The organism is Nonomuraea mesophila (genome assembly GCF_004352805.1).
Taxonomy (GTDB): Bacteria; Actinomycetota; Actinomycetes; order Streptosporangiales; family Streptosporangiaceae; genus Nonomuraea; species Nonomuraea longispora.
Map to the genome: position 1 here is coordinate 1 of NZ_SMLD01000042.1, position 25,454 is coordinate 25,454.

The window sequence follows — 25,454 nt, forward strand, 5'->3', positions numbered from 1 at the left end:
GGATCATCCCATGCTGCGCCTGCAGCAACACGATGACATCGGTCTCCTCCATCGCCTCCGGCGCCGTACCGGGAGCGCGTAGCGCGCTGTGGGGGAGGGGTGTTGATGACCAGGACGGCGCCGGAGGCGATGGAGGAGACCGATGTCATCGTGTTGCTGCAGGCGCAGCATGGGATGATCCGGGATCTGTTCGATGAGGTGGAGCGGGCGCCGGAGGAGCGTCGGGGGGAGGCGTTCAGCCGGTTGGTGCGGTTGCTGGCGGTGCATGAGACCGCTGAGGAGGAGATCGTGCATCCGTACGCGCGGGGCCGGATCGATGGCGGTGATGCGGTGGTCGCCGACCGGCTGGCCGAGGAGGGCGAGGCCAAGGAGCTGTTGTCGCAGCTGGACGAGGCCGGGCCGGACGCGCCTGATTTCCTGGAGCGGTTGCTGGTGTTGCGTGCGGCGGTGGAGGCGCACGCGCGTAGTGAGGAGCGGTATGAGTTCCCGCAGTTGCGGGCGCGTACCACGCAGGCCGAGCGGCGCAGTATGGCGGCGGGGGTCAAGGCGGCCGAGGCGATGGCTCCCACGCATCCGCATCCGGGCACGGAGTCGGCTGCCAAGAACGTTCTGGTGGGCACGCCGATCGCGATGATGGACCGGGTCCGCGACGTCATCCGCCAGGTGATGGGCAAGAACCCCTGATCATGGCGGCGCGCGGCATCGGGCTGCCCGGTCGCCGCGCGCGGTCAGCGCCCGGCGCGGGCCGGCTCGTCCGGTGAGCGCGCGCCGGCGGACGAGACGCCGCCGCGGTGCACGATGACGACCGCCGCGAGGCAGACGGCCAGGCCGACGGCGGTCTGCGCGTGGAAGGGCTCACCGAACATGAGGGCTCCCCAGACGGCCGTGACCGGGGCCATGAGGAACATGAGCGTGTTGACCTTGGTGACTCCCGAGCGCCTCATGATGAGCCAGTACAACCCGTACCCGCCGAAGGTGGACAGCGCCACCAGCCAGGTGATCGCGACCCAGAACGAGAGGTCGGCGGGCGGCTTCGCGGCGCCCGCGCCGACCGCCAGCGCCGTGAAGATGACGGCGCTCGTGGCGCAGTGCACGGTCATCGAGGTCGCGGCGTTGACCGGCGTACGGGCGCGGCCTTGCAGGAGCGTGGCCCCCACCAGCGAGAACATGCCGATGAGCGGGATGAGATAGGCCCACCAGGGGGCGCCGGTGCCGGCCGTGGCGTCGGCCATGGTGACGACGCTGACGCCGCTCAGGCCGAGGACGAGGCCGATCCACTGGTGACGTGAGACGTACTGGTGCAGCAGCGGTCCCGCGAGCGCTCCGGCCACGAGCGGCTGCACGCCGTCGATCAGGGCCGTGGTGCCGCTGGAGACTCCGAGCTGGATCGCGTAATAGACGGTGAGCAGGTAGCCGCTCTGCGAGAGCACGCCGATCACGGCCTGCCGGGTCACGTCGCGAGGGGTGAGCTCTTTCCACGACGCACCGGAGAGAGCGGCGACGACCAGCAGGATGACGGCGAGGGGCAGGAACCGCCACATGAGGATCGTGACCGCGGGCGCCGTGCCCACGCCGAGCTTGGCTCCGATGAACCCGGAGCTCCAGCAGAGCACGAAGGCGATCGAGAGCAGAAGGTTCACGATCCTGTCCTAACTATACCGATCTGTATACCTACCCCTTCACTATACAGATCGGTATACTGCGTGTCATGGGCAGCAACGAGACCCCGCAGCGGGTCACGATCACGCCGGCCGCACGGCGTGTCCTCGAGGCCGCCGAGAGGCTCTTCTACGAGCGCGGCATCCATGCCGTCGGCGTGGACCTGATCGCCGCCGAGGCCGGGGTGACGAAGAAGACGCTCTACGACCGGTTCGGCTGCAAGGAGCAGATCGTCGTGGAATATCTCGCGGACCGCGACGAACGCTGGCGCGTCTTCCTCTCCGGCCACATGAACGCCGCCGCTCCGACGCCGGAGGCGCGCGTCCTGGCCGTCTTCGACGCATCACGCGCGTGGGCCGCGCAGCACGGCCACAAGGGGTGCAGCATGATCAACGCCCACGCCGAGATCAGCGACCCCGCCCATCCGGCCTACCCGATCATCACGGGGCAGAAGCGGTGGATGCTCGCCCTGTTCACCGACCTCGCCCGCGAGATCGCTCCGGAGCGGGCCGGTCACCTGGGCAGGACGCTCATGCTGCTGCACGAAGGAGCGGTCGTCGCCGAGGGCCTGAGCGTCTTCCCTGACGCCATCGGCCAGGCCCGGGAGCAGGCTCAGGCCGTTCTCGCCGCCGCTTGAGCGGCGAACGGCGCGATGAGGCCGTCGTCCCGCCGGCGGCCGCGCCGGATCCGCCTCCGTGGGACGTCGTCAGGGCGGGGCGTGTGACGGACCGGGCAGGAACGGAGAAGCGCGGGACGACGCGCCACACCTAGCGTGACGGTCATGGCTTCCATCGCAAACATCACCTTCGACGTGGACGACCTCGAGGCGGCAGGCCGCTTCTACGACGCGGCCTTCGGCCTCGGCGAGCAGGTACGTCTGCGCGCCCCTGCGGCGCCGTCGACGGGCTTTCGCGGGTTCACGCTGTCGCTCGTCGTGTCCCAGCCGTCCACCGTCAACGCCCTCATCGACGACGCTCTCGGCGCGGGCGCCACGGCGCTGAAGCCGGCCGCGAAGTCGTTGTGGGGGTACGGCGGCGTCGTACAGACCCCGGACGGGACGATCTGGACGGTCGCCTCGTCGGCCAAGAAGGACACCGGCCCTGTCACCCGTACGGTCGACGACGTCGTGCTCCAGCTGGGAGTCGCGGACGTGGCCGCGAGCAGGCAGTTCTACGTCGAGCGCGGCTTCGCCGTGGCGAAGAGCTACGGCCGCAGGTACGTCCAGTTCACCGCCCCGTCGAACACCGTCACGCTGGCCCTCTACAAGCGGCCCGCCCTCGCCAAGGTCGCCGGCGTCTCCCCGGAAGGCACCGGGTCGCACCGGCTGGCCATCGGCGGCGACGCCGGGTCCTTCACCGACCCGGACGGCTTCGTGTGGGAGACGCCCTGAGAGCAGGGCCGCCCGGCGTGTTCCGCGTGATCGTCGCGGGCCGGATATGGTGCTGCGGTGGACGCTTCCACCGAGCCGCGCCGACCCGGCATGCGCCAGGTCGCGCGGGAGGCCGGGGTCTCACCGACGACCGTGAGCAACGTCCTCAACAGCCCCGAGCTCGTCGCCGAGGAGACACGCCGCCGCGTGCACGCGGCGATGGCCCGCGTGGGCTACCTGCCGGACAACGCCGCCAGACGGTTACGCGGCGTGCCCAGCCCGCTGGTCGGCGCGGTGACGCTCGACATCGCGGGCCCGTTCTTCACCGAGGTGTGCCGCGGGGTGGAGGACCGGCTGCTCCAGGACGGCTGCATGCTCATGACCTGCAGCACCGACCTGCAGCCCGGCCGGGAGCGGCACTACCTGCAGGAGCTGGAGAAGCAGCGGGTACGCGGCGTGCTCATCACGCCGGTCGAGGCCGACCTGGACCCGCTGGTCTCCCTGGCCGGGCGCGGGGTCCCGGTGGTGCTGCTCGACCACAGGTCCGACGGCCGGCTGTGCTCGGTGTCGATGGACAACCAGTGGGGCGGTGAGCAGGTCGCGGCGCACCTGCTCGCGCTGGGGCACCGGCGGATCGCCCTGCTCAGCGCGTCGATCGAGGTGCAGCAGACCGTCGAGCGCCATGCCGGGGTGCGTACGGCGTTCGCCAAGGCCGGCCTCGACCCGGACCACGGCGTGCTGGACGTACGCGTGCCGTCGCCCGACATCACGGTGACCGCCGCCGCGGCCCTGGAGGACGTGCTGGCCGCGGCCGATCCCCCCACCGCGATGATCTGCCTCAACGACACGGCGGCGCTCGGCGTGATCGGGGGCCTGAAGGAGCGGGGGATCGCGGTGCCGGACGAGATGTCGGTGGTGGGCTATGACGACGTGGCGTTCGCCGCGCAGCTCGCCCCGGCGCTGACCACGGTCTGGCAGCCGAAGCGCGAGCTGGGCCGGGTGGCCGCCGAACTGCTGCTCGACGAGGCCCGCCCGGGGCACCGTCACCAGAAGCTGGTCTACCGGCCGCGGCTGGTCGTACGCGAGTCCACCGCGCCGCCCTGCCGGTGACCGGTTCCGGCTCCGAAAGTTTCAGAGCCGTGGCGTACGCCCTTCGCCGCTGACCTGAAAGGTAACAACCTCGGACGGGATGGCAGCCGGTGGTTCGTTGACACGTTCATCAGCGCCTTCTTACCGTGTGGACGCCCGGGACCTCGTACACCGATTGGACGTTCAATGAAACGTTTATCCCGTCCCGCACTGCTCGTCACGGCGCTCGCCGGCAGCGTGTGCCTGGTCGCCGCGACCGCCGTCGGCCTGCAGTCGCCCGCCGCCGCGGCGGTGGCCTGCGAGGTCGACTACGACGTCGCCACCCAGTGGTCCGGCGGGTTCACCGGCAACGTGACCATCAGGAACCTGGGCGACGCCGTCGACGGCTGGCGCCTGGACTGGTCGTTCGCCTCCGGCCAGCGGATCACCCAGGCGTGGAACGCCACCGCCACGCAGAACGGCGCCGCCGTCACGGCCGAGGACGCGGGCTACAACGCCGCGATCCCCAGGGGCGGCCGCACCACGTTCGGCTTCAACGCCTCCTGGGACGGCTCCAGCAACCCGCCGCCCGCCTCGTTCACGCTCAACGGCGTCACCTGCACCGGCGACCCGGGTGAGCCGGGTGAGCCGACCCCGACGGTCACCCCCACTGATCCCGCGGACGGCAAGCAGGCGGAAGACCTTGACCGCGGACTGATCAGCGTCCGCTCCGGCAACGGCAACCTGGTCTCCTGGCGGCTGCTCGGCACCGAATCCCGTGACACGTCCTTCACCGTCTACCGAGGCGGTACGCGCATCGCGACCGTCACCGACTCCACCAACCACCTGGACGCGGGGGCGCCCCCGGACGCCTCCTACACCGTGCGCCCGGTCACCGGCGGCACCGAGGGCCCGGCCTCCGAACCCTCACTCCGGTTCGGCAACGGCTATCTCGACGTGCCCCTCTCCCCACCCGGCGGCCACCACGCCAACGACGCCAGCGTCGGCGACCTGGACGGCGACGGCCGTCTCGACCTCGTCCTGAAGTGGGAGGCCGACAACTCCAAGGACAACTCCCAGTCCGGCACCACCGACGTGGTCTACGTCGACGGGATCACGCTGGACGGCACCCGCCTGTGGCGCATCAACCTGGGCCGCAACATCCGCGCGGGCGCCCACTACACGCAGTTCCAGGTCTACGACTACGACGGCGACGGCCGGGCCGAGGTCGCCATGAAGACCGCCGACGGCACCGTCGACGGCCGCGGCACCGTCATCGGCAACGCGAACGCCGACCACCGCAACTCCTCCGGCTACGTGCTGTCCGGCCCCGAGTTCCTGACGATGTTCGACGGCCGGACCGGCGCGGCGCTGTCCACGGTCGGCTACGACCCGCCGCGCGGCAACGTCTCCTCCTGGGGCGACTCCTACGGCAACCGGGTGGACCGTTTCCTGGCCGGCACCGCGTACCTCGACGGGCAGCGGCCCAGCCTCATCATGGCGCGCGGCTACTACACCCGTTCTGTCATCGCCGCCTGGGACTTCCGCGACGGCCGGCTCGTCAAGCGCTGGACGTTCGACAGCGACGCCTCCGGCAACGGCTCGTACGCCGGCCAGGGCAACCACAGCCTCACCGTCGGCGACGTGGACGCCGACGGCCGCGACGAGATCGTCTACGGCGCCGCCGCCATCGACGACGACGGCGGCCGCCTGTGGAACGTCGGCTGGGGCCACGGTGATGCCGCCCACCTGGGCGACCTCGACCCCGGCCGACCGGGCCAGGAGTACGTGAAGATCTCCGAGTCGGCGAACCGGCCCGGCCTGTACATGGTCGACGCCCGTACCGGCCAGGTGTTGTGGCGTACCGGCACCGGCTCCGGCTCCGACGGCGAGGGGCCCGGCCGCGGCGTGGCCGCCGACATCCACGCCGGCAGCCCCGGCGCCGAGTCCTGGGCCTCGGGGGCGGGACAGAACGGGCTGCGCAACACCTCCGGCACGGTCGTCGGCCGCCAGCCGTCGTCGGCGAACTTCCTGTCCTGGTGGGACGGCGACCCGGTGCGCGAGCTGCTGGACCAGACCCGGATCGACAAGTACGGCACCGGCGGCGAGACCCGCCTGCTGACCGCCTCCGGCGTGCACAGCAACAACGGCACCAAGGCCAACCCGTCACTGTCGGGCGACATCCTCGGCGACTGGCGCGAGGAGGTCATCTGGCCCACCACCGACAACCGCGCCCTGCGCATCTACGCCACCCCTCACCGGACCGCCACCAAGATCCACACTCTGCTGCACGACCCGCAGTACCGGGTGGCCCTCGCCTGGCAGAACACCGCCTACAATCAGCCGCCGCACCCGAGCTTCTTCATCGGCGACGGCATGAGCACCCCGCCCCAGCCCCAGGTCTACGTGCGCTGACCGCGTCCGGTGGTGCGGCCTTCCCTGGGAGCGCGGGAAGGCCGCACCCCTCGCGACGCGTGATCAGGTCCGCGGAGGGCCGGACCGCGGGACGTGCGCGTACGGTGTTCCGCCCCGGACGGGAAGCGATGCGACGACCTCGAACCCGCCGCCGTCCGCCGGGCCTCAGCGGACGGATCCGCCGTAGGCGGCGACGCGCTCCCTGATGCCCACGAGCCCATGCCAGCCGACCCGCCCGGCGTACTCGGCCTGCGCTCCCGCGCCGCGAACCACTGCCCGCACCCGACGCCGGCCAGGGCAAGACCGTCGACCCGGTGCAGCTGCGCATCAACGCGTTCCTGTCCGTGCCCCAGGAGTCCCGGTGGCCGCGCTTCGCCCAGGCGCTGGCCAAGGCTCGGGCGGGCCACGCGAGCGACCTCCACATCACGCCCTCCGACGTTCCGACCGGCATCCGCGTCGACGGCCTGGCGTGGTGCGCCGACTTCCCGTTCACCCAGGACTGGAAGGGCATGGCCGCGATCGAGCGCCCGCTCCGCGAGATCGAGCCGCGGGCGTGCCCCGCCTGACCCGAGCGTGGCGGGAGGTGCGGTGGCGGCGTCCGAGGGCAGCGGAGGGCCATGAAAGGCAGACTCCTCCTGAAGACCGCCCTCGCGGTGACCGCCACCGCCGTCGCCGGAACGCTCGCCACCGACGCCCGCTCCACCTGGTACCAACGGCTGAAGAAGCCGTCCTGGCAGCCGCCGCCGCAGGCCTTCGGCCTGGTCTGGACCCCGCTGTACGTGCTCATCGCCTGTGCCGGCACGCGGGCCCTGTCCCAGGGCGACCAGGAGGGCAGCCGGGCGTTCAAGAAGACGCTGGCCACCAACCTGGCGCTCAACGCCGCCTGGCCGGCCCTGTTCTTCCGGGCACGCAACCCGAAGCTGGCCCTGGCCGAGATCCTCGTCCTCAACGCCTCCAACGCGATGCTCGTCCGGCGCGGATGGACGCTCGACCGCCGCGCGGGGCTGTTCCTGCTGCCGTACGCGGGTTGGACGGTGTTCGCCACCGCACTCAACACCGCCATCGCCCGCCAGAACGACACCTGACCCGCCCCGCGACGCTGGTGAGCCCGTGCGGGCGGCGGCACGGGCTCACGTCAGTGGACGGGCGAGACGGTCAGTTGGTGTCGAGCGCGACGGCGATGTCGGTGATGGTCAGCGGGAACGGGTCGCTGATCTGGGTGGCGGCGCCGGTGAGCAGGTCGACGGAGTTGAGCGTGGCGAAGCCGTCCGAGTCGACGAAAGTGGCGAAGGCCATGTTCGAGACGGTCTTGCCGCCCTTCAGGTCGCTGTAGATGTCGAGGCCCGCGTTCAATGCGACGGGCTGGCCGAGCGCACCGGTCGGGGCCAGCAGGCCGTTGTTGGCCGGCGACTGGACGACGACCTGCGCAGTCGTGGTGTTGACGTCGAACAGCGTGGTCGCCGTGTCGCCGTTGAGGTCGTTGTTGGTGTAGGCGGCGGCGGTGACCCCGGAGGCCGGCGAGCCGGGGCCGTTGCTCAGGTTGCCGTCCGACACCGTGGTGCCGTCGTTGAGGTTGTGCCGCAGGTTCTGGCCGTTGTCGCTGATCACGCGCAGCCGGTCGGCGGCGGGATTGAAGTCGACTCCGAACGCCGTGCCCTTGAGACCCACCTTGAGCTGGGAGACCTTCGAGACCACGACGTCCTGGTCGCCGGTCGGGAGCGAGATCGTGTAGATGCCGCCGTGGTTGCCGACGGCGTAGAACTTGCCGTCCTGCACGCGGAAGTCGATGCCGATCACGAAGGTGTCGGTGACCAGCCCGGAGATGCGCCTGACCCAGTTGAGCTCTTCCGGCTCCTCGGTGGTGAAGGTGGCCATCACCCTGCCGTTGTCGGTGATGCCGTACGCCCTCAAAGGGGCGGCCGCGGCCGAACTGGAGTCGGCCGCCAGGCTGGTGCCCGCCGGCCCGACGCCGATGGCCGCAGCCGTCGCTAACGCGATCAGCACGGCGGCCTTCCTCATGATCCGTCCTCGCATGGGTGCTCCTCCATCGAGTCGTGCAGGCGGCCTGTGGGCACCTGCGCCTACCGGCGTGTTCGCCGGCAGCAACAGCTTGTCCTGCGGCGGACTAGCCGTCCTCGTGACAGATGTCAAAACGCCGTGCCAGGGCAGAGGCGGTCTTTGTCATCTCGCGCAACGGCCCGCACGGGTGTCGAAGCGGCTCCGCTTCTGCCCTGCTGCGCGTACGGGTGTCGAAGCGGCTTCGCTTCTGCCGCGTTCCGGCGCACGGGTGCGGGATCAGGGGTGGGGGGAGGGGCGTTCAGTGCTTGACGGCTTCGCGGATGATGTCGTCGAGCACGTCGCGGGAGCGCACCAGGTCGCCGATCATGCGGTCGATGCGCTCACGTTCCCTCATGAGCTGCTCGGCCAGCCACGGGGAGGCCACCTCGGCCGGCCCGCCCTCGCCGTCGCCCAGGCAGGGGAGGAGCTGGACGATCTTGGCGCTGCACAACCCGGCGGCGAACAGCTCCTGGATGCGGATGACCCGCGGCACCGCGCTCTCGCCGTATTCGCGGTGGCCGCCAGGGGTGCGCCGCGATTGGAGCAGCCCCTGCTTCTCGTAGTAACGCAGGGAGCGCTCGCTCACGGCCGTCCGCCGCGCCAGCTCACCGATCCGCATGCCGCACCTCGGGTTGAACCTGACATCAATGTCAACTCTTACCGTACCGGCATGAATGAACTTTTGCTGCTCAAGCCCTACCTTCTCGGCCCGTTCGCACTGCCCAATCGTATGGTGATGGCCCCGATGACCCGTTTCCGCGCCCACGAGGACGGCACGCCACAGCCGATCGTCGCCGACTACTACGCGCAACGCGCCAGTGCCGGTCTCATCATCACGGAAGGCATCTGGCCCAGCGCCCGGGGGCAGGCGGGATGGCGCATGCCGGGCTTGGAGACACCCGAGCACGTACGAGGCTGGCGTACGGTCACCGAGGCCGTGCACGCGGCGGGCGGCCGGGTCTTCGCCCAGCTCATGCACGGCGGCCGGCAGGGTCACCCGTTGTCCCGCCTGGCCGGCGACCTCCCGTCCGGCCCGTCCGCGGTGCCCGTGCCCGGTCCGGTCCACGTACGGGACGGCGGCAAGGCCGATCCCGTCACCCCTCGCGTCATGATCAGGGCGGACATCAGGCACGCCGTCCAGGACCACGTCACCGCGGCCCGCAACGCCATGGCGGCCGGCTTCGACGGGGTGGAGTTGCACGGCGCCAACAGCTACCTGATCCACCAGTTCCTGGCCGACAACACCAATCTCCGCGACGACGAGTACGGCCCCGGCACGCCAGGCGGTCGCATCCGCTTCCCGGTCGAGGTCGTCACCGCCGTGGCCGACGCGATCGGCGCCCACCGCACAGGGTTGCGCCTGTCGCCGGGCAATCCGCAGGCGGGCATGGTCGAGACCGACCCCGGCCCGGTCTATCGCGAGCTCGTCGAGCGCATCGACGGCCTCGGCCTGGCCTATCTGCACCTCACGGACAACGACCGCTATCCCGCGCCGGCCGACCTGCGGCCGCGCTGGCACGGGCCCCTCATCGTCAACGTGGGGGAGAACGGCCCCGCCACCACCAAGGACGCCGGCGAAGCCGCGCTCGCCGCGGGCCGCGCCGACCTGGTCTCGTACGGCAGGGCCTTCATCGCGAACCCCGACCTGCCCGCCCGCTTCGCCCGCGACGCCCCGCTGCAGCCGATCGACACGGCACATCTGTACACCCACGGAACCGCCGGGTACACCGACTATCCCAGCCTGGACTGCCTCACGCTCCGCTGAGCAGGGCCGGTTCAGCTCGCGTTCGACAGGCTGGCCTCGGAGCCGTCCGCCGGTTCGCCGGCCGGCGTGGGGGGTTGCAGGGCGTCCAGCTTGGCGTGCAGACGCGCGAGCTCCTCGGTGATCATCCGCAGCCGGTCGTCGGTACGCTGCTCCTCCGCGGAGGTGCTCTCGTCGTCCATGGCGTTCACGACGACGGCGATGAACAGGTTCAGCACCACGAACGACGACACCAGGATGTAGGCCACGAAGAAGATCCACGCCCAGGGGTGCGCCTCCATGATCTGGTCGGCGATGTCCGGCCAGCCCTCCCCGGTCATCACCTGGAACAGGGTGAACAGGGAGGTCGGGATCTCGGCGAAGTGCGCCGGAGCGGTGCGCCCGAACCACTGCGTGGCCATCACCGCGGCCACGTACATGATGATGATCAGCAGACCGAGGATGGAGGCCATGCCGGGGACGGCCGCCGCCAGCGCGGAGATGACGCGGCGCATGCTGGGCACCGCGGTGACGAGCCGCAGCGCCCGCATGATCCGCAGAGTACGCAGCACCGAGGCCGGCCCGGAGGCGGGCACCAGCGCTATCGCCACGATGGCGGTGTCGAACCAGTTCCACGGGTCCTTGAAGAACGCGCCCCGGTGGGCGTAGAGGCGGGCGGCGAGCTCCAGGACGAACACGCCCACCACGACGCGGTCGACGACGTGGAGCGGCTCGCCGATCCACCCCATCACGAAGGAGGAGGTCTCACAGCCGATCGTGATCGCGTTGAGCACGATGACCGCCATGATCGCCCGCTCGAAGCGAGGGTGGGCGAGGATGGCGCGCACGCGTTCTCGATCCAGCAACGTTCCAAGCCTCCAATGTCGGCGCCGGGGCGTCGATCATCGTACGAGGTGGGACGTGCTCCGCATCGACCGGCCCGTTCTCCCGGCCGCCGGCCCGCTGTCAGGCGGGTTCGGCGTCGACCGCGTCGGCGAACGCCCTCATGGAGGTGAAGGTCCAGTCGGGGGTGACGCCGGCCGACGGTTGCGGCGTCGCGCCCCAGCCGGCGTTGTCGTGCCGGCGGTTGATCCACACGGTCGGCAGGCCGGCGGCCTTGGCGGGCACGTGGTCGTGGAACAGGCTCTGCGCCACGTGCAGCAGCCTGCCCTCGGCCACCCCGAGCCGCTCCGCCTCGCGCAGCAGCGCCTCGAAGGCGCGGGGATCCGGCTTGTAGCAGCCGATGTCCTCGGCGGTGAGGACGCTGGTGAAGGTGGCGCCGAGGTGCTTGTTGGAGCCGGCGAAGCCGGCGCGGTCGACGTTGGAGACGATGATGAGCTTGTATCGCCGCGACAGCCGCTGCAGCGCCTCGGCCGAGTCGGGGAACGCCGGCCAGTCGGGCACGGAGACCGCCAGTGACCCGGCCTCGCCGTCGCTGACCGGCACGCCGAGTTGCGCGCCGAGGCCGCGCATGGCCCGTGCCAGGATGTGCGGGTAGAGGTCGCCGGGATGGTCGGCCTCGGCCTGCGCCTCGTGTGTCGAGTACGCCGTCAGCAACTGCTCGTCCGTCATCCGCAGGCCGTGTGCGCCGGCCCACGCGCGCAGCACGGTCGCGATGCCGTTCTCCCAGTCGATGAGGGTGCCGTAGCAGTCGAAGCTGAGGGCGTCGAAGTCGCCGAGGTTCACCGTGTGTGCTCCTGGATGAGGTCGAGGTAGAAACGTTCAGAGTCGTCACAGTGCCCGTTCCAGGCGGCCCTGACCTGTCGGAGATCGCCGGAGCGCAGCACCGCGAGCAGCGATTCGTGCTCGTGCGCCAGGTCGGAGACGCTCTCGTAGGTCGGGCGGAGCTGGGCGATGAGCAGGCGCAACTCGGCGCTGAGCTCGTCGAAGGTGCGCAGCAGGCGCGCCGAGCCCGCGGCGGTGAACACGGCCCGGTGGAACGCCACGTCGTGGTCGGCGACCACGTCCCACGAGACGTCGTCCCCTAATGCGGAGAACGCCTGCGCCGCCGACGCGATGCCGGTGAGCGGCCGCTCCTGCGTCACGACCATCTCGACCGCGACGAGCTCGATGGGCCGCCGCAGCCGGCCCAGGTCGATCGCGTCGTCGGCGGTGAACGACCGGACCTGAGCACTGCGCCCGCGCCCGCGGTCGAGCAGCCCTTCGGCCACGAGGGTCTGCACGGCAGCGCGCACCGTGGGCCTGGCCACGCCGAACTCCTGTGACAGCTCGGTGTCGCGCAGGTGGTCTCCGCCCGAGTAGTGGCCGGACAGCAGCCGGCGGCGCAGTTGGTCGGCGACGGCGTCCGCCACGGTGACCGTGTGAATCGACATGTCCAACTGTATAACAGCTATCCAGATAGTCAGGCAAATGCGGGTCCGGGCTAGCGGCGCGCGAGGGGCGGGCTAGCGGGATCGTGAAGCATCCACGTCGTGGATCACCCGCTCGTCGCGTGCCGTCAGCCCGCGTGGGCCGGAGGCGATCCCACATCTGCTCACGGACAGGCGGGGGAGGGTGCGATGCAGTACGTGGTCGCCGCGGTCGGGCTGGTCGGCCTGCTGTGCATGGTCAACCTGCTACTGACCGTCGGTGTGATCCGGCGGCTGCGCAAGCAGGGCGAGAGCGCGCCGGAGATGAGCGCAGGACTGTCGCCCGGCGAGAGTGTCCCGCGCTTCGCCACCATGACGACGAGTGGTGAGCCGATCTCCGACGAACTGCTGGGCGCGCCCGCGCTGATCGGCTTCTTCTCCCCGGGCTGCGGGCCGTGCGCGGAACTGCTCCCGCTCTTCGTGGAGCGGGCACGCGGCACGTCGGACGCCGTGCTGGCCGTGGTCGCGGACACCGGCGAGGACGGCGCGGGCGACATCGAGCGCCTCGCGGAGGTGGCCCGTGTCGTCACGGAGTCGCCGCAGGGGCCCGTGCAGACGGCGTTCAAGGTCAACGCGTACCCGACGGTCATCGCGATCGGCTCGGGGGGCACGGTCGTCAGCGCGGGTCACGGCATGCCGGCCGAGGTCACGGCCTCATGAGGCGGGCGTTCCTGGCGGGGGCATGCGCGCTCGGAGGGCTGGCCCTGCTGGTCGTACGGCTGCGCGCGACGTACATGGTGGTCCGGGTCCGCGGCGGCAGCATGGCTCCGACGTTGACCGATGGGGACCGGCTGCTGTCCCGGCGCACGCACCTGGGGGCGCTGCGCCACGGAGAGGTCGCCGTCGTCCGTTACCCGCTCCCGGACGGTGGCAAGTTCCTGATCAAGCGCGTCGCCGCCCTGCCCGGCGATCCGGTTCCCGAGGACGTACGCAAGGCCGTCGACGAGGACGTCGTCCCGGCCGGCAGGTTCGTGCTGCTCGGTGACAACACCGAGGTCAGCTTCGACTCCCGCGAGCACGGCTTCTTCCACGCCGGCGACCTCCACGCCGTCACCATCAGGCGGCTGGACGCGCGGCACGCCCCCCTGTCCGCAAGCCCGCGGCCATCACGAGACGACTCTCAGTGGTGCCGCGCCGAATGAGGCCCGAGAAGGGGAAGGGGGTGAGAACGGAATGCTGGACAAGCTCATCGACCGGTTGATCCCCGCGGTCAAGGCCGACGCGGCGTGTGTCAAGAGGTGCGTGCAGATCAGCTACGACCCGAACACCGGCTGTTACAAGATGCGGTGCTACGAGACGAACTGCAGCTACCGCCAGGTCCTTCTGTGCGAGTAGAGAGAAAGGTGGGGCAAGTGAAACTTTTCACCGATTTGGCAGACCGCATCGTCGCTTTCGTCGTTCCGACCGGCGACGCGCAGGCCGCCTGCACCGCACGGTGCATTCTCGACCACACGACCTGCACGGGCAGCATCTGTTGCTCCGTCTTCAAGTGCTGGAGAAGCGACTGCTCGGTCTACCACAGGAAGCAGTGCGCGTAGGCGACTGACGGGTCCTCTGGCGACGGGCCAGGGGAGTCCCACGTCAGGCGCAGACGGGGGGCGCGGCTGAAGGGCACTGGGAGGCGCCCTTCAGCCGCGCGGGGCGTGTCACCCGTCAGCGCCGGTGGCGACGGCGACGCCGGTGGCTTGAGGAACTGTCGTCGTCCGGGTCGGGCGTCGGCAGGTGGAGACGGGGCAAGGACAGAAACCTGGTTGCGGTCAGGCGGCTCGGCTTTCTCATGGCGGCTGCTCCTAACGTGGTGGAGCGATCGGTGCGGCTCGCGGGTGCGGCCACGCCGGGGGAGCTACCCACCTGTCGGCGGCTCAGACCAGCGCGCCCGCCAGCAGGAAGATGGCCAGCCCGTGTGCGAGGGCAGCGGCGATCACGCCGCCGCGCAGCCGCAGGAAGGCGCAGATCAGCCCTTCGTACAGGGTGAAGGCGAGCAGCGGCCACCCGACGTCGGTGACCGTCGACGCCAGGAAGGCGTGGCAGGCCGCGAACAGCAGAGCCGACAGCACGGCCGCGCGTACGGCGTCGTTGTGTTGTTCCAGCCGGCCCTGAAGGAAGCCGCGGAACAGCACCTCCTCGGCGAGGTTGCCGGCCAGGCTGAACGCCAGGAGCACCGGCAGCAGCGTGACGGCGACCGCGCCGCCCCTCGCGGCCATGGGCGTCGGGAGCGACAGCAGCAGGATCGGGGCGGCGGCCAGCACACCCCCGCCGACGCCCCAGGCCAGGGTGACCGGCGTCAACCGGCCCCAGCGCACCAGCGCGCGGAGTTCGCCGTCGAGGCGCAGCACCCCCGCGGTCAGTGCCAGCGTCCCGAGGCCGAACAGCAGCAGGATCCCTGCGTGGTCGGTGAAGCGCAGCCACGGAACCGCTCCCACGGCGCCCAGCCGCCAGAATCCCAACGGTGTCATCGCATCCCTGATCAGGACGAAGCCGAGGACGAGCACCATGACGCGGAGCAGGGGGTCGCGTTCACGACGTGCCAGCAGGTAACAGGCGGCGATCAGCAGCAGGCCGGGCAGGATCCGGACGCCGTAGGCCAGGAGGCCGGACAGCACGAAGACGTCTCCGTTCGCAGAGAGGGGAAGGGCGGGGCGACGAGCCCGCCTTCCATGATGCGAGCTATCCTCAGTTTTCGGTACTCGTATTGGAGGCCCGTGCTCACGCCCCGCAAACACCCCCGCCAGCAGCGCTCCCGCGAGACCGTGGCGGCGATCCTGGAGGCGGCGGCTCAGCTTTTCCAGCGTCACGGCTACACCGCCACGACCACGAACAAGATCGCCGAACGCGCCGGGGTGTCCATCGGCTCGCTGTACCAGTACTTCCCGAACAAGGACGCGCTGCTGGTCGCGCTGGCCGAGCACTACCTCACCCAGAGCGCCCAGCAGGTGGCCCAGGTCTTCGCCCGCGCCGGCGAACACCGCCTGCCCCTTAGCGCCCTGCTCGCCGACCTGGTGGAATGCGTGGCCGCCCTGCACACCGACCGGCCCCGGCTGCACCGGCTGCTGTTCGACCAGGCGCCCCGCACCCCCGACCTGGTCACCCGCTTCCGGCAGGCCGAGCAGCAGATCGCCCAGGCGCTCGCCCGCGAACTGCGCCGCGTGGGAGCCGGCGGCCCCGACCCCGAGCTGAACGCCCTGCTGGCGGTCCAGGGCATCGAGGCCCACCTGCACGGAGCCCTGCTCGATGTGCCGGCCGGCCACGACACCACCGGCCACGTGCGGGCGGTGGTCCGCCTCTGGCAGCACGCCCTGTCCGCACCCTGCGACCCCTCCACGCCCTGCGGACGCACCGCTCGCTGAGGCGGGCCGCCCATGGAGGGCTTGGAAGCGGAGCGGGGCCGCGTCAGGTGAAACGCCGGCCCTCGTCGCGGCGGTAGGCCCAGACGGCGGCGGCCGCCGTGGCGGCGGTCCAGACGGCCAGCATGACCAGCGGCACCACGCCCGGCCGGACACCGACGACGGCCCACCAGATCAGCTCGGCCGCGCCCCGGGTGGGCACGTACGGCGAGACGGCCTGGACGAACCCCGGCAGGACCTGCGGCGGCAGCAGCAGCCCTCCGAGGACGGCCATGGGGAAGAACAGCAGTTGTGACACCGCCATCGCGGCCTTCGAGGCCAGCAGGAAGCCGACGCACAACCCCATCAACATGAACGGCACCACGCCCACCACCAGCGCGCCGACACCCAGCAGCAGCCGGCCCGGCGTGATCGTCGCCTCCGTGAACAGCGCCGCCACCACCAGGACGGGGATCACCGAGAGCAGCATGACGGCGAGCGTCGACAGGATCCGGCCGGCGAAGCGCGGCAGCGGCCCGGCGGGCAGCGTACGCAGGTACGGGTTCCACGGCAGGTCGCGGTCCTGCGCGACCGAGCTGCTGAGCCCCATGAGCGCGGCCGACATCGCGCCGAAGAACATCAGCGAGCCCGTCGCCGTCGTGGCCGCCACCGGGTCCTGGCCCGCGAACGGCACCACGAACGCCACCATCGAGACCGCGGGGAAGAACGCGCTGGCCAGGATGCCGATCGGCACCCGGATCTGCTCGATCACGAGGTAGCGGGTGTGCGCGAGGACCAGGCTAGACATGTGCGGGCTCCTTCGAGGTGAGGGCGAGGAAGGCCTCCTCCAGGGTGGCCGGCCGGATCTCCAGGCCGGAGAAGGGCACCCCGCTGCGTACCAGCTCCACGACGAGCCGGTCGGGGTCGTTGACGACCAGGTCGAACCGGTCGCCCGAACGTTCGGCGCCGAGGACGCCGGGCAGCGGCGGCAGGTGTTCGGCGACGAGGGAGACGCGCCGGGTGTCCACCATGCCGCGTACGGCCCGCACGGTGTCGTCGGCCAGCACGCGGCCCTGGTCGACCACGAGCACCCGTTCGGCCAGGGCCTCGATCTCCTCCAGGTAGTGGCTGGTGAGCAGTACGGTGCCGCCCTCCTCGTGGAAGGACCTGATGCCCTCCCACAGCGCCCGCCTGGCCCCGACGTCCAGGCCGGTCGTCGGCTCGTCGAGGAACACCAGCCGTGGCCTGCCCGCGAACGCCAGCGCCACGGCCAGCCGCCGCCGCTGCCCGCCGGACAGCCCGCCGACCTGCCGCCTGACCAGGTCCTCCAGCCCGAAGCGGGCCAGCAGGTCGGCCGTGGGGACGCGGTCGGGGAAGTGCGCGGAGACGAACCAGGCGATCTCGCCGACGCGCAGCGACTCGGGCAGCCCGGTCTCCTGGGGGGTCATGCCGATGCCGCGCCGCATGGCGGGGTCGAGCGGTGAGCCGCCGAACAGCTCCACCGTGCCGGACGTGGGCTTGCGCAGTCCCACGAAGAGGTTGATCAGGGTGGACTTGCCGGCTCCGTTCGGGCCGAGCAGGCCGACCACCTCGCCCGCTCTGATGTCGAGCGAGACGTGGTCGAGTGCGAGCACGTCGCCGTAGCGGCGGGTGGCGTCGATCGCTCTGGCGAGGACTGTCATGTCGGATCTCCCGTGTCGTGGCGTCGGCGAAGGCGTGATCATCGCCGGGCGAGGCCGGGAACGAGCACGGCGCCGACGACCAGGTGCAGCAGGAGCAGCACCACCGTCGCGGCGGTGCCGACGGCGCTGCCGAGCGGGCCGAGCAGGGACAGGCCGAGCACGGTGAGGGCGACGACCGTCCAGATCCGGCCGCCCCGGGCGGTGAACCGTTCGAGCACGGCCAGCAGCGCCCAGCCTGCGAGCCCGGCCAGCAGGCTCGCGACCACGACCGCCGCCGGCCCGACCTGATCGACGCCGGCGCCCATCCGCGCGGTCAGCTCGATCCCGGCCACCGGCACCGCCAGGACCCATGCGGCCAGGGCGGCGGCGGACGCGCCGACCACGGTGAGTGGCCTGCGGAGGGCGGTTTTCGTGGTGTTGTTCGTGGAGGTGTTCGAGGAGGCGTGCGCGGGGGTGTTCGTGGAGGTGTTCATGCCGCTCAGCTTCTCCCTCCGGCATGGTCCGCCACATCGGGCGCGCGGTCGCACTGTGTCGTCCCCTCGTGGGGCGCGGCTCCGACTTTGGTAGGGGGCCCGCCGTGCGGCAGACACGAAGGCCCGCCGTGCGCGCACGGCGGGCCCTGGCGTACGTGAGGGTCAGCAGGTGTCGGCTCCGTCGAAGGTACGAGGGCCTCGGGCGACCTGGGACCAGATGGTGTGTCCAGGGTCGACGGTGTGGCAGGCGCCGTCGGTGCCCCGCGCCCACTTGATCTTCAGCCGGAGCCGGCGGCCGCAGTCGTTGCGGGCGTACCCCTTCTTGGTGATGGTGCCCGTCGTCTGCCAGACGGCCACGCACGAGGGAGCGTTGCCCGCCGGCGCGGCGGCGGCCGGCGACGCTGAGGCGAAGGCGCCGGTGAGGGAGAGGGCGAAGACGGTGAGGGTGGCTGTGGTGAACCGGTGTCGCACGAGGTGGAGCTCCTTTTCGAGGTCGGTCCGCGCGGGCGGGATGTTCCCCGCCGTGGTCAGCCAGCGGTGAGCGGCCCTCAGCCGTCGGGCGACGTGGGGCGAGACTGGCACAGAAGCAAAGATCTCAGATGGGTAACGGCAGGGACATGGTCGGGCGGCACAGCGTCTGACCTGCCGTTTTGGGAGTGTCGCCGGTAACGTTTCTCCGGCGTCGCAGAGAATGCGGGCGCTCCTGGTCAAAACCTCGCGAAGAAGTGGGCGGGCCCGGCCTCGCCGCCGAGCCCGCCACGCGATGATCCCCGTGTCGTACGGGGGCCTCGCCGTCAGCGCTGATGTGTCAGCAGACCCGGCCGGTAGGGCAGGAGGCCGTAGTCGCCGCCGGAGCTGGGATTGCGTCCCTGGTAGAGCAGCTGCAGGTTGCAGGGGTCGACGGGCATGGTCTGGTCGGCGCCGGCGCGGACCAGTTCGCCGTGGCTGATGTCGTTGGTCCAGGTGGCGCCGCTGTTGGCCTTGCCGGCGAAGGGGTTGCTCTCGGACGCGGCCTGGGGCGTCCACGAACCGCCCAGGCTGCTGGCCGTGAACGAACGGAAGTAACGGCCCTGCGAGCCGATCGCCTCGACGAGCATGAGGTAGCGGTTCTGACCCTGGAGCTTGTAGACCTGAACGCCTTCGAACAGGTTGTTCGTCGTGTCGCTCATGATCACCGTCGAGCTGGAGCCGAAGTTGCCGGGGAAGTTCCCGATGGGCATGGTCGACCGGTAGATCTTGCCGTTGTCGCCGGCGAAGAACAGGTACATGGTCGTGTCGTCACCGATGAGCGTCTGGTCGATCGGCCCGGTCCCCGAGCCCGAGATGCTGCCGGTGAAGAGCGGCTGCTCGGCCGACCAGCCGTTCGGGTTGGTGGGGTTGCTCGACGTGCGGTAGGAGAAGGCGGTACTGCCCCACTGGTAGGCGAGCACCCAGGTGTTCCTCGGGGCGAAGTAGAACAGCGTGGGCGCGACGGTGGAGGACGACATGGCGTTCTGGCTCGCCGAGGCCATGCCGGACCAGTCGTTGAAGAGGCCGAAGTTCATCGAACCCCACCTGGTGCCCGTGTCGTGCGTCGTCGCGTAGACGAGGTGGCTGCCGTTGTAGGGGGCGACGGTGAAGTCCTTGAGCGAGACCCAGCCGGATCTCGGGGTCGCCAGCGGGCCGGTCGAGGTCCAGCGGTACGTCGACGGAAGGCTGCACTCTCCGGGGTCGCCGGGGTCGCCGGGGTCGCCGTCGTCGTCGACGCGGACGAGCTGCCACTGCTGGTTGGCGCCGCCCCAGTCGTCGTACTGGACGATGGCGCCGCCGTCGGCGGTGGAGGCGCCCTGGACCTCCAGGGCCTTGTTGCTGTGGCGCGAGATGAACCGTACGTGGCCGTCCGAGCTGTCGGCCAGCCGCCACTGCTGGTTGGTGCCGTTGTGGTCGGTCCACTGCACGATCGCGCCGCCGTTGGCGGTCGAGAAGTTGTAGACGTCGAGCACCTTGCCGGAGTGGCGGGACTTGATGCGGTAGTAGCCGCCGTCGGAGTCGACGAACTGCCACTGCTGCTGGTTGCCGTTGTTGCGGGTCCACTGGGTGATGCGGGCGCCGTCGTTGGTGGCGAGGTTGTAGACGTCGAGGGCCTTGCCGCTGTTGCGGTTGACCAGGATGTACCACGCGTTCGTGTCGACGGTGGCCGCGACGGCGGGCTGAGCTTGCAGGGCGACGAACAGGCTCGCCAGTAAGGTGGCCACCGTCGCGAGGACAGTCAGGGGTCTGATCTTCACGGTGTGCTCCGATGCATCCGGATCGGACAAGTTGCCAGCCACGCTGTTAGCGTTAACATTCACCTCCGGGCTGGGTGGCTTTCTCCATTGCGCGTGTTGTCGCGGAGTACAGCCGACGCCCCGGCCCGGCGTCAACGAGCGGGCCGTCCCCGCCGACCCGCGCGTCGCCGCCGGAACACCTGACGGCCTGGAATTTCGTACGCGCGTCGCGCCGCCCGTACGGGTGAAAGTTTCACGTCGGTCACCGGGTGGCGGTGCGGGGACGCACCCCGCGCCGCCACCTCGCTCAGGCCCGGCCGCCGATCTTCTCCAGTTCGGCGACGTCCTCGTCGCTGAGCGAGGGCCCGGCGCCGGCGACGTTCTCCCGCAGGTGGCTCACGGACGAGGTCCCAGGGATCAGCAGGATGTTCGGCGAGCGCTGCAGCAGCCACGCCAGCGCGACGGAGATCGGTGTGGCGTTCAGTCGTGCCGCCACCGCGGAGAGCGCCTCCGACTGGAGCGGGCTGAAGCCGCCGAGCGGGAAGAACGGCACGTACGCGACGTTCTCGGCGGCGAGCCGGTCGATGAGCGCGTCGTCGTGGCGGTGGGCGAGGTTGTACATGTTCTGCACGCTCACGATCGGCGCGATCGACTGGGCCTCCGCGACCTGCTCCGCTGTCGCGTTGCTGACGCCGAGGTGCCGGATCACGCCCTGCCTCTGCAGCTCGACCAGCGTTTCGAAGGCCCGCGCGAGCGAGCCCGCCTGGGGTCCACCGGCGTTGCCGAGGCGCAGGTGGACCAGGTCGAGCGTGTCGAGCCCGAGGCTTTCGAGATTCTCGTCGACGGCGCGGCGCAACTGGTCGGGCTCACGGGCCGGCGGCCATCCGCCGTGCTCGTCACGGGTCGCTCCGACCTTCGTCACCACGTGCAGCGAGCCGGGGTACGGGTGCAGCGCCTCCCGGATGAGTGCGTTGGTGACGCCGGGGCCGTAGGCATGGGCGGTGTCGACGTGCGTGATGCCGAGGTCGACGGCCTCGCGCAGGACGGCGAGGGCTGCGTCGCGGTCCGCGGGCGGTCCCATCACGCCGGGTCCTGCGAGCTGCATGGCGCCGTAGCCGACTCGGGTGACGGTCATGTCGCCCAGGGTCCAGGTGCCGCCGGGAAGGGAAAAAGAGTTCACGATCAGGCCTTTCATGGGAGCGGGAAAAGAGGCGCCGTCCGGGCGCTTCCCGACACCCCATGGTGCGTGCGAGCACACGACACCGTCCAAGACCGGTTGGATCAGGGCTGATACCCCGCGGGTATCACGGGTATGCTGCGGGCGTGGACGGGCTGGAAACACGCGAATTGCGATATTTCGTCGCGGTGGCGGAAGAATTGCACTTCGGGCGTGCCGCTGAGCGGCTGAACATGGCCCAGCCGCCGCTGTCGCGCGCCATCCAGCAACTGGAGCGCCGCCTGGGAGTCGTGCTGCTCGACCGCGACCGCAGGGGAGTCTCGCTCACCACCGCGGGCGAGGCCATGCTGGTGGAGGCCCGGCGCGCACTCGACGCCGTCGACGCGGCCGTACGCCGCACCCGCCGCGCCGCATCGGCGCAGTCCGTCCTGGTCCTGGCCACGAAGGCGGGCGCCTCCCACGAGCTGCTGAAAGAGTTGCTCGACGCCTACGCCGCCCGGCCCGCGGCCGTGGAGATCGACGTGTTGCTGTGCGAGGTCGGCGAGCAGTGGAAGCTGCTGCGCGACGGCCGTGCCGACGTGGCGATCATGCACGCCCCGTTCGACGTGATGACCGGCCTCGACAGCGCCGCCATCGTGACGGAGGGCCAGGTCGCCATCCTGCCGGCGTCGCATCCGCTCGCCCGGCGTTCCAGCCTGACCATGGCCGAGGTGAGCGACGTGCCCGGCCTGCCGATCGCGCGCTGGCCCCGCCACGACGGCACCTACCCGCCCGGCCCGGGACCCGAGGTCCACAGCCAGTCCCAGCTGGCCCAGCTCGTCGCTCTCGGGCGAACGCTTCTGGTCATTCCGGCCTCCAGCCGCGCCTGGCAGTGGCCGGAACACGTCGCGGTCCCCGTACTCGACGCACCCGCCGTCACGACCGTGCTCGCCTGGCCCGCCGGCGTCCGGTCCACGGCACTGGCCGAACTCGTGGAGACGGCCGGCCGGCTGAAGCCTCAGCCAGGGTGAACCCGCGCTCCTTCTCGCTCTGCGAGGGGGTCAAGCGATGTTCTGCCGTTCGCGGGACGCCGTGCTCATCCGGTCCGCCGCGCGCCGGGTGTGCAGCACTCCGTCCGACCAGACGTGGCGGGTGCCGTTCCACCGCATGGCCGAGGCGACGTCGGGGAAGAAGCCGCTGCCGTTGAGGTTGGCGCTGGTGTTGCAGAGCACCGGAACGCCGGACAGCCGCTCGTAGGCCTCGAGTACGCGGGCCAGCACGGGCTGACGCGCGGCGGTGACGGTCTGCAGCCTGGCCGTCCCGTCGACGTGGAGCACGGCCGGGACCCGTGCCCTCCATCCGGCGCGTACGACGTGGTCGAAGAGCATGTAGGGGTCGGGCGAGCCGGGGTCGAAGATCTCGGCGGCCCGCGATTCGAGGCACACGGGGGCGACGGGCCGGTAACCGGACCGGTTCTTGATCTCGTTCAACCGGTTCTTCATCCCGGGGCTGACGGGCGCGGAGAGGATGCTGCGGTTGCCCAGCGCTCGGGGGCCGAGCTCCGCCCGGCCGTCCAGGACGGTGACCGGCTCGTCCTCCTCGTGGAGCACGCGCGCCAGCTCCGTCTCGTCGCAGCGCCGGGACCGCCATCCGGGCGGAGCCGGCGTCGTGTCGAGGCGGGGGCCGGCGTACACCTCCCACGACAGTGCGCAGGTCCCGAGGTGGGCCAGCTCGGAGCAGGCCGCCCCGAGCGCCGATCCGGAGTCGTTGGGGAACGGCGGCACCCACACCGCGCGGAACAGGCCGCTGCGCCGCAGGGAGCTGTTCCACTTGATGTTGAGCGCGCAGCCGCCCGCGACGCACAGGTTCTGCCCGGGACCGTCGTGCTCGTCGAGCTTGCGTCGCAGACCGGTCAGCAGGAGCCGGCCGAGGTACGCCTGGTAGGTCGCGATGAGGTCCGCCTCCGACAGGCCGGGGAACAGTTCGGCCCGCCGCGCCTCCGCCTGCTCGGCCACGGCCAGGGCGGCGGGTCGCGGTACGGGCCCCGCCGCGCGGACGAGGTCGTCGAATGCGCCGAACGCCTCCAGTTCGACCCTGCCGAGCCCCGCGAAGGCCATCGCCTTTCCCGCGACCTCCAGGTGGGTGGCGACCCGCTCGCTCCGCCCGTTCGGGGGCACTGGGCGGCGGAACGGCTCGAACCGCAGCGAGAAGGTCGCGAAGGCGCTGCCCGCCAGGGGGAACAGCGCTCCCAGCGCCTCCACCTGCCCGGCCGCGCGGACCTGGTACAGCCGGGGCGCCATGCCGGCATCCCAGATGAGCACCAGCGCGTCCTCGCCGCGTTCGGCGAACGGGCTCGTGCAGTAGGCGGAGTACAGGTGGTCGACGGCGTGGGCGTAACTGGAGTAGCGGTAGGAACGCCCGCCCAAGGGCAGCTCGCCGAACTCCAGCCGCGACACGGCCTCGCGCGCCCCGATCGGCTCGTGGTACGGCGCGGCGCGCAGAGTCAGCGGCCTGCCCCCGGAGAACGTGGCGAGACTCGCCAGGCCGCCGTCGCCGTCTCCCATCCATCCGTCGATGACGAAGCGGTCGATGTCGCCGGGCTCCAACCCTTCGGCGGCGAGGATCCCGGCGATCTCGTCCAGATCCCTCATGGGGCTGTAGCGCCGCCGGTTCGCCAGTTTCTCCACCTCGACGCTGAAGAGCAGCCGGCCGTCCTCGACCACCGCCACGCCCGCGTCGTGCGTCAGCTTCAGCCCGCAGATCAGCATGCCGCCTCCGCGCCGGCCGGCACCGCCAGGCCGACGGGCTCGCCGTCGAACACCTCGATCTCGCCGTGCGGGTCCGCCAGCAGCGACAGCAGCCGATGGATCGATCGGCGTCCCTTCTGTTTCGACACCACCTGCAGCCGCAGCCGCGCCTCCCAGTCCTGCAGCGCGTCCTCGACGCGGCCGGCCTGTTCCAGGCAGGTCGCCAGCAGGTCGGCGCCGCCGACGGCGAGCGAGGATCCGGCTCCGGCGAAGAGCGTCACGCACCAGGCCGCGTCTCCGAGCAGCACCACCCGGCCCTTGCTCCAGCGCTCCATCCTGATCTGGCTCACCGCGTCGAAATAGCCGGATCCGTCGTCCGGCATGCGCGCGAGCAACTCCGGCACGACCCAGCCGAGATCGCCGTAGATCCTCGGCAGGGTGGCCCGTGCCCCGGCGGACAGCTCGGCCTCCTGAGCGGTCGTGCGATGGGAGAAGAGCGCGAGGGCGCCCCTTCCCGGCACGTTGGCGACGGCGACCTGACGGCCCTCCACGTTCAGCGACGTGGACGTACGGGGGGCCAGGCCGGCGGGCGCCGTGTCGAGGGCGAGGACCGCGACCAGGTAGTGCAGGTCATGGCGGAAGCGCTCCTCCGGGCCGAACACCAGCCGCCGCACGGTCGAGTGCAGGCCGTCCGCGCCGATCAGCAGGTCGGCCCGCTCGACGGTCCCGTCGCTCAACCAGGCACGGACGCCGTCGCCGAGCTGCTCGACGTGGCTGACCGTGCACCCGTACCTGATGTCCACGCCGCCGTCCAGAGCGTCGAACAGGGCGCGCTCGATGTCGCCCCGCATCAGGTTGTAGCTCTGGTTCCCGCCCAGCGCGTCCTGCGCCCGGGCGGAGATCCTGGCGCACCTGCCGGAGGCGTTCATGTGGGTGATCCAGTCGTAGACCACCCGGTGCCCCTCCAACGCCGGCAGGATGCCCATGCGGTCGGCGGCCTCGTACCCGAGGCCGGAGAAGTTCACCACGTAACCGCCGTCGCGCAGCCGGGGCGCGTGTTCCAGCACGATCACCTCCCATCCGGCGCGATGCAGCTGGACAGCGGCGGCCAGTCCGGCGATGCCCGCCCCGACGATGACGACCTTCAT

At 71.0% G+C, this 25,454-nt stretch carries 29 protein-coding genes; 13 read left to right on the top strand and 16 right to left on the bottom strand.

Annotation, left to right across the window (positions count from 1 at the left end; genetic code table 11):
• The first annotated feature begins 105 nt into the window (after positions 1 to 105).
• A complete protein-coding gene (locus E1295_RS18060) occupies positions 106 to 684 on the top strand; it encodes a hemerythrin domain-containing protein (RefSeq protein WP_246080111.1) in 579 nt (192 codons plus the stop codon).
• A gap of 44 nt (positions 685 to 728) precedes the next feature.
• Here the strand turns inward: E1295_RS18060 and E1295_RS18065 are convergent, their stop codons facing one another.
• Positions 729 to 1,640: a DMT family transporter gene (locus tag E1295_RS18065; protein ID WP_132631484.1), complete on the bottom strand. Its 912-nt coding sequence runs from the start codon at positions 1,638 to 1,640 to the stop codon at positions 729 to 731.
• Positions 1,641 to 1,708: 68 nt separating this feature from the next.
• On the opposite strand from E1295_RS18065, the gene E1295_RS18070 reads away from it, so the two are divergent.
• The 4 genes from E1295_RS18070 to E1295_RS18085 all read left to right on the top strand — a co-directional run bounded on the left by E1295_RS18070 (position 1,709) and on the right by E1295_RS18085 (position 6,511).
• Positions 1,709 to 2,296: a TetR/AcrR family transcriptional regulator gene (locus E1295_RS18070; RefSeq protein ID WP_132631485.1), complete on the top strand. Its 588-nt coding sequence runs from the start codon at positions 1,709 to 1,711 to the stop codon at positions 2,294 to 2,296.
• A 144-nt stretch (positions 2,297 to 2,440) separates the two neighbouring features.
• Positions 2,441 to 3,049, top strand: a complete 609-nt coding sequence (locus E1295_RS18075) for a VOC family protein (RefSeq protein WP_132631486.1) — start codon at positions 2,441 to 2,443, stop codon at positions 3,047 to 3,049.
• A 57-nt stretch (positions 3,050 to 3,106) separates the two neighbouring features.
• Entirely contained in the window at positions 3,107 to 4,138 is a 1,032-nt protein-coding gene (locus E1295_RS18080; RefSeq protein WP_132631487.1) for a LacI family DNA-binding transcriptional regulator, read from the top strand.
• Between the two features lie 165 nt (positions 4,139 to 4,303).
• Entirely contained in the window at positions 4,304 to 6,511 is a 2,208-nt protein-coding gene (locus E1295_RS18085; RefSeq protein ID WP_132631488.1) for a rhamnogalacturonan lyase family protein, read from the top strand.
• Positions 6,512 to 6,676: 165 nt separating this feature from the next.
• Here the strand turns inward: E1295_RS18085 and E1295_RS52800 are convergent, their stop codons facing one another.
• A complete protein-coding gene (locus E1295_RS52800) occupies positions 6,677 to 6,793 on the bottom strand; it encodes an ATP-binding protein (RefSeq protein ID WP_484213999.1) in 117 nt (38 codons plus the stop codon).
• A gap of 32 nt (positions 6,794 to 6,825) precedes the next feature.
• Between E1295_RS52800 and E1295_RS18090 the strand changes: the two genes are divergently transcribed.
• Together E1295_RS18090 and E1295_RS18095 are read left to right on the top strand one after the other, a co-directional pair.
• The gene (locus E1295_RS18090; RefSeq protein ID WP_132631489.1) at positions 6,826 to 7,077 is read left to right on the top strand and encodes a hypothetical protein; all 252 of its coding nucleotides are present in this window, start codon (positions 6,826 to 6,828) and stop codon (positions 7,075 to 7,077) included.
• 51 nt (positions 7,078 to 7,128) lie between these two features.
• Positions 7,129 to 7,596, top strand: a complete 468-nt coding sequence (locus E1295_RS18095) for a TspO/MBR family protein (RefSeq protein WP_132631490.1) — start codon at positions 7,129 to 7,131, stop codon at positions 7,594 to 7,596.
• Positions 7,597 to 7,666: 70 nt separating this feature from the next.
• Here the strand turns inward: E1295_RS18095 and E1295_RS18100 are convergent, their stop codons facing one another.
• Both E1295_RS18100 and E1295_RS18105 read right to left on the bottom strand, forming a co-directional pair.
• Entirely contained in the window at positions 7,667 to 8,545 is an 879-nt protein-coding gene (locus tag E1295_RS18100) for a DUF4394 domain-containing protein (RefSeq protein WP_132631491.1), read from the bottom strand.
• 283 nt (positions 8,546 to 8,828) lie between these two features.
• Positions 8,829 to 9,188 (bottom strand): MerR family transcriptional regulator, encoded by a 360-nt coding sequence (locus E1295_RS18105; protein WP_132631492.1) that lies wholly within the window; start codon positions 9,186 to 9,188, stop codon positions 8,829 to 8,831.
• Between the two features lie 51 nt (positions 9,189 to 9,239).
• On the opposite strand from E1295_RS18105, the gene E1295_RS18110 reads away from it, so the two are divergent.
• Positions 9,240 to 10,334, top strand: a complete 1,095-nt coding sequence (locus E1295_RS18110; protein ID WP_132631493.1) for an alkene reductase — start codon at positions 9,240 to 9,242, stop codon at positions 10,332 to 10,334.
• A gap of 11 nt (positions 10,335 to 10,345) precedes the next feature.
• Here E1295_RS18110 and E1295_RS18115 read toward each other — a convergent pair whose 3' ends face one another.
• The 3 genes from E1295_RS18115 to E1295_RS18125 all read right to left on the bottom strand — a co-directional run bounded on the left by E1295_RS18115 (position 10,346) and on the right by E1295_RS18125 (position 12,643).
• Positions 10,346 to 11,176 carry an ion transporter gene (locus E1295_RS18115; protein WP_132631494.1) on the bottom strand — a complete coding sequence of 277 codons (831 nt, stop codon included), beginning with the start codon at positions 11,174 to 11,176 and terminating at the stop codon, positions 10,346 to 10,348.
• 100 nt (positions 11,177 to 11,276) lie between these two features.
• A complete protein-coding gene (locus E1295_RS18120; protein ID WP_132631495.1) occupies positions 11,277 to 11,996 on the bottom strand; it encodes a haloacid dehalogenase type II in 720 nt (239 codons plus the stop codon).
• The gene (locus E1295_RS18125; RefSeq protein WP_132631496.1) at positions 11,993 to 12,643 is read right to left on the bottom strand and encodes a GntR family transcriptional regulator; all 651 of its coding nucleotides are present in this window, start codon (positions 12,641 to 12,643) and stop codon (positions 11,993 to 11,995) included. The genes E1295_RS18120 and E1295_RS18125 overlap by 4 nt, the downstream gene beginning before the upstream one ends.
• A 186-nt stretch (positions 12,644 to 12,829) precedes the next feature.
• On the opposite strand from E1295_RS18125, the gene E1295_RS18130 reads away from it, so the two are divergent.
• Genes E1295_RS18130 through E1295_RS48750 form a run of 3 tightly spaced genes read left to right on the top strand, consistent with a single transcriptional unit; the run spans position 12,830 to position 14,014 of the window.
• Positions 12,830 to 13,339 carry a TlpA family protein disulfide reductase gene (locus E1295_RS18130; RefSeq protein ID WP_132631497.1) on the top strand — a complete coding sequence of 170 codons (510 nt, stop codon included), beginning with the start codon at positions 12,830 to 12,832 and terminating at the stop codon, positions 13,337 to 13,339.
• Positions 13,336 to 13,821: a S26 family signal peptidase gene (locus E1295_RS18135; RefSeq protein ID WP_132631498.1), complete on the top strand. Its 486-nt coding sequence runs from the start codon at positions 13,336 to 13,338 to the stop codon at positions 13,819 to 13,821. Before E1295_RS18130 ends, E1295_RS18135 begins: the two co-directional genes overlap by 4 nt.
• A 31-nt stretch (positions 13,822 to 13,852) precedes the next feature.
• Positions 13,853 to 14,014, top strand: coding sequence for a hypothetical protein (locus E1295_RS48750; protein ID WP_166427278.1), 162 nt, complete (start codon positions 13,853 to 13,855; stop codon positions 14,012 to 14,014).
• Between the two features lie 527 nt (positions 14,015 to 14,541).
• Here the strand turns inward: E1295_RS48750 and E1295_RS18140 are convergent.
• The gene (locus E1295_RS18140; RefSeq protein ID WP_132631499.1) at positions 14,542 to 15,282 is read right to left on the bottom strand and encodes a CPBP family intramembrane glutamic endopeptidase; all 741 of its coding nucleotides are present in this window, start codon (positions 15,280 to 15,282) and stop codon (positions 14,542 to 14,544) included.
• Between the two features lie 99 nt (positions 15,283 to 15,381).
• On the opposite strand from E1295_RS18140, the gene E1295_RS18145 reads away from it, so the two are divergent.
• Complete coding sequence (locus tag E1295_RS18145; RefSeq protein WP_246080112.1) at positions 15,382 to 16,026, top strand: TetR/AcrR family transcriptional regulator; 645 nt, start codon at positions 15,382 to 15,384, stop codon at positions 16,024 to 16,026.
• 43 nt (positions 16,027 to 16,069) lie between these two features.
• On the opposite strand, the gene E1295_RS18150 is transcribed toward E1295_RS18145, so the two are convergent.
• The 6 genes from E1295_RS18150 to E1295_RS18175 form a co-directional block, all read right to left on the bottom strand.
• The gene (locus E1295_RS18150; protein ID WP_132631500.1) at positions 16,070 to 16,810 is read right to left on the bottom strand and encodes an ABC transporter permease; all 741 of its coding nucleotides are present in this window, start codon (positions 16,808 to 16,810) and stop codon (positions 16,070 to 16,072) included.
• The gene (locus tag E1295_RS18155; RefSeq protein WP_132631501.1) at positions 16,803 to 17,684 is read right to left on the bottom strand and encodes an ABC transporter ATP-binding protein; all 882 of its coding nucleotides are present in this window, start codon (positions 17,682 to 17,684) and stop codon (positions 16,803 to 16,805) included. The genes E1295_RS18150 and E1295_RS18155 overlap by 8 nt, the downstream gene beginning before the upstream one ends.
• Positions 17,685 to 17,722: 38 nt before the next feature.
• The gene (locus E1295_RS18160) at positions 17,723 to 18,157 is read right to left on the bottom strand and encodes a DUF6069 family protein (protein ID WP_132631502.1); all 435 of its coding nucleotides are present in this window, start codon (positions 18,155 to 18,157) and stop codon (positions 17,723 to 17,725) included.
• A gap of 162 nt (positions 18,158 to 18,319) precedes the next feature.
• Positions 18,320 to 18,739, bottom strand: a complete 420-nt coding sequence (locus tag E1295_RS18165) for a hypothetical protein (protein WP_132631503.1) — start codon at positions 18,737 to 18,739, stop codon at positions 18,320 to 18,322.
• A gap of 212 nt (positions 18,740 to 18,951) precedes the next feature.
• Positions 18,952 to 20,391 (bottom strand): non-reducing end alpha-L-arabinofuranosidase family hydrolase, encoded by a 1,440-nt coding sequence (locus tag E1295_RS18170; RefSeq protein WP_220448779.1) that lies wholly within the window; start codon positions 20,389 to 20,391, stop codon positions 18,952 to 18,954.
• A 319-nt stretch (positions 20,392 to 20,710) separates the two neighbouring features.
• Positions 20,711 to 21,598, bottom strand: coding sequence for an aldo/keto reductase family oxidoreductase (locus E1295_RS18175; protein ID WP_132631505.1), 888 nt, complete (start codon positions 21,596 to 21,598; stop codon positions 20,711 to 20,713).
• A gap of 128 nt (positions 21,599 to 21,726) precedes the next feature.
• Between E1295_RS18175 and E1295_RS18180 the strand changes: the two genes are divergently transcribed.
• On the top strand, positions 21,727 to 22,590 hold the full coding sequence (locus E1295_RS18180) for a LysR family transcriptional regulator (protein WP_132631506.1): 864 nt from the start codon (positions 21,727 to 21,729) through the stop codon (positions 22,588 to 22,590).
• A gap of 30 nt (positions 22,591 to 22,620) precedes the next feature.
• On the opposite strand, the gene E1295_RS18185 is transcribed toward E1295_RS18180, so the two are convergent.
• Positions 22,621 to 24,327: a carbamoyltransferase N-terminal domain-containing protein gene (locus E1295_RS18185; RefSeq protein WP_132631507.1), complete on the bottom strand. Its 1,707-nt coding sequence runs from the start codon at positions 24,325 to 24,327 to the stop codon at positions 22,621 to 22,623.
• Positions 24,321 to 25,454 (bottom strand): FAD-dependent oxidoreductase, encoded by a 1,134-nt coding sequence (locus tag E1295_RS18190; protein ID WP_220448777.1) that lies wholly within the window; start codon positions 25,452 to 25,454, stop codon positions 24,321 to 24,323. Before E1295_RS18190 ends, E1295_RS18185 begins: the two co-directional genes overlap by 7 nt.